General features: G+C 37.7%; 3 protein-coding genes. 1 reads left to right on the plus strand and 2 read right to left on the minus strand.

The window, feature by feature from the left end:
* Nucleotides 1-44 precede the first annotated feature (44 nt).
* Nucleotides 45-998: a cyclase family protein gene (locus J7338_RS20400; protein ID WP_210798805.1), complete on the minus strand. Its 954-nt coding sequence runs from the start codon at nucleotides 996-998 to the stop codon at nucleotides 45-47.
* Between the two features lie 325 nt (nucleotides 999-1,323).
* Between J7338_RS20400 and J7338_RS20405 the strand changes: the two genes are divergently transcribed.
* On the plus strand, nucleotides 1,324-2,025 hold the full coding sequence (locus J7338_RS20405) for a metal-dependent hydrolase (protein ID WP_210798806.1): 702 nt from the start codon (nucleotides 1,324-1,326) through the stop codon (nucleotides 2,023-2,025).
* Between the two features lie 22 nt (nucleotides 2,026-2,047).
* Here J7338_RS20405 and J7338_RS20410 read toward each other — a convergent pair.
* A partial coding sequence (locus J7338_RS20410; RefSeq protein WP_228733053.1) for a hypothetical protein occupies nucleotides 2,048-2,546 on the minus strand: 499 nt, incomplete at its 5' end.

The raw sequence follows: 2,546 nt of genomic DNA on the forward strand, positions 1-2,546 counted from the left end.
ATATAGATACAGCCATTAGTATTTCCCCACTTTTTATTGAATGATTAGTTACTTGCAAGCGCAAATACTCGTAATGCTGAGCCCGTACCACCACGTATTTTAAGTGGCGGTACAATGGCAATAAACTCATAGACTTTTTCTTTTGCTAGCTCCTCAAGGAACAAGTTTTCTATTATGTAAATACCGTTATCTGCTAATAACATCATATGTACTGGAAAAACCTGAAATGAGGGTTCTGTAGCAATGGGGGGCCTCTTTTCAAATGTTAGGGTGTCATTACCCACAACACTTGCACCAGCCTTTATTAAAAACTGTGCACCACTTACACCAACACCTGCCGCATTATCAGCAATGTATAGCTGTGGGTTATCACTGAAATATTGCCCCCATCCAGTTCTAATAAAAACGGTATCACCCTTTTTAATTTTTACCCCTTGTGATTTTGCTGTGCTTTTTAAATGTGAAGCCGTTATGTCAAAACCTGCTACCAACGGGGTATTATCACCGTTAATAAAGCGTGCCACATCAAGCAATACAGTTCGGTTACTCAACAAGCTAACAGGGTAATGATCGATTGCCAGCTCGCCCCCTACCCCACTGCGTCCTAGTCCCCGGCGATCATTGGTCGCTTGCGTAGCATTTACTCCACCATACAATAAACCGTCTCGGCCAATATGACCTAAAGCATCAATAGTAGGACCTCCATGATGACCACTCCATTGCATTATTTCTGACGTGAATGAGAGTTGGCCGTTATCAGCAAATGTACCGCGAGTATCAGCATGAGTTGCATTAAGCGTCATTAAGTATTTTGGGTTAACTGAAGCTATGGGGGAGTTTTCATCCCAAACATGTGATAGGTCATAGGTTTTAGACTGACTGACAAGAGTAATAAACTCTTCAGTTTGCTTAGATTTACTTAATTCTTTGCTATTGGTCGCTAAACTTGAACAACTAATTAGCAAAAACATAAACGATATCAATATTGTCTGTTTCATAGTATTTCCTTATTTCTAGTGTTTTTAATTAGTGGTTTAATCATTTTCAAAGGTAGAGCAACTTTTTGTCGCTGTAAAATAAGCTACTAAATTAACGGGGTTATAAAATGGGTATGGAGTATTAATGATAAAAACTTAAATAAACTTAGCAAGATTGACTAAGTACTACAAATAAATGTTTATAAAGCTAAATATTGCCCGAATGTAATAAAACGCGATTAATCAAAATAATAACAAAGATATTTGAAGCCCAACCGTTAAAGTACATTGAACAATGAACTTTTCAATTGTTAAAATGCCCTACTTTTTCCCATCAAGAGCTATAATGGCAAACTTCAATACTCATCTTAATACTGCGGTCATCATCACTGGTTTGGGTTCAGCTACCTTATTATCTGCTGGGCATATTGATTTAAACGGCGCGCTTTGGTTATGGTTTTTAGGCTCAATTGGCGGTTTATTACCAGATATAGATTCAGATAACTCCACATCACTCGATACTATTTTTAACTTATTTGCACTTAGCGCCGTATTACTGGTGCTGCATTACATAACCACAGAACTCATTGTTAAAGTTAGTTTTATCGAATTAATCATTGTGCCTTTATTGGTTTACGGATTGATGAAATATATTATTAGGCCACTTTTTGAATGGATCACAGTACATAGAGGGAGTTGCCACTCTTTACTATTTTTACTGATATGCGCGTTATTAACGACTCAAGTAACATGGCAACTGAATGACCAATCAACCGCACAAGCAGCCACCTTTGCCTGGTTAACGGGTGGTTTTATTTTACTCGGAGGATTAATTCATTTATTGCTGGATGAAATTTACAGTGTAGATTTAAGTAATGTCACAATTAAACGCTCTTTCGGAACCGCTCTAAAAATAGCTGACTTCGATAATAAAGTAATTACAGTGTCGTCAATTATTGTCATAGCTGGTTTAATCTATGTTGCCCCCCCTACAGAACAAACTATCACAGCGTTAAGTGATTGGTCTCATTTTAGGTTTCTATCCTAACAAAATAGACTTTAAGGCCTTGTTAGCTGCTAGTATTACTCAGCAACTGCTTAAGTACACCATGCAGATAATCAGGCTCTGGAAACAAAACTTTAGAATAGAGCCAGTTTCTTCTTGGGCCAAGAGTAAAAGTGCCTGTTTTAACCTTATACCCAGGATTAACATGATAGTTATTGGTGTTTAATATTTCAGACGCTTGTGTTCTTGTAAGAGTCCACTGAGGCCCACCTTTACCTTGGCGAGTATCATCAATATGACAACTTAAGCCTTGGTTTGAAACTGAAAGCCAAGTCTTTTGTTTGGACGTTTTAAAGACAAGAATTCTTTTGAGCTTTTCTTCAGCGTCATCACTGAAGGCTTCATCCGGTTCATTTTCAGATGATTGTTCCGGTGGCTGTAGATATGTTTTATAACCCAAAAAAGCCATGACTACTGCAGTTGCAGCAGTAACGATTTGTGTAATTACTTGGACCCATTCAGTAAAATTCATATCGAAGAACATCCGTTTTCCTTTTGGCCGT

The sequence above is a fragment of the Pseudoalteromonas ostreae genome (assembly GCF_018069805.1).
In the GTDB taxonomy this organism is placed as follows: Bacteria; Pseudomonadota; Gammaproteobacteria; order Enterobacterales; family Alteromonadaceae; genus Pseudoalteromonas; species Pseudoalteromonas ostreae.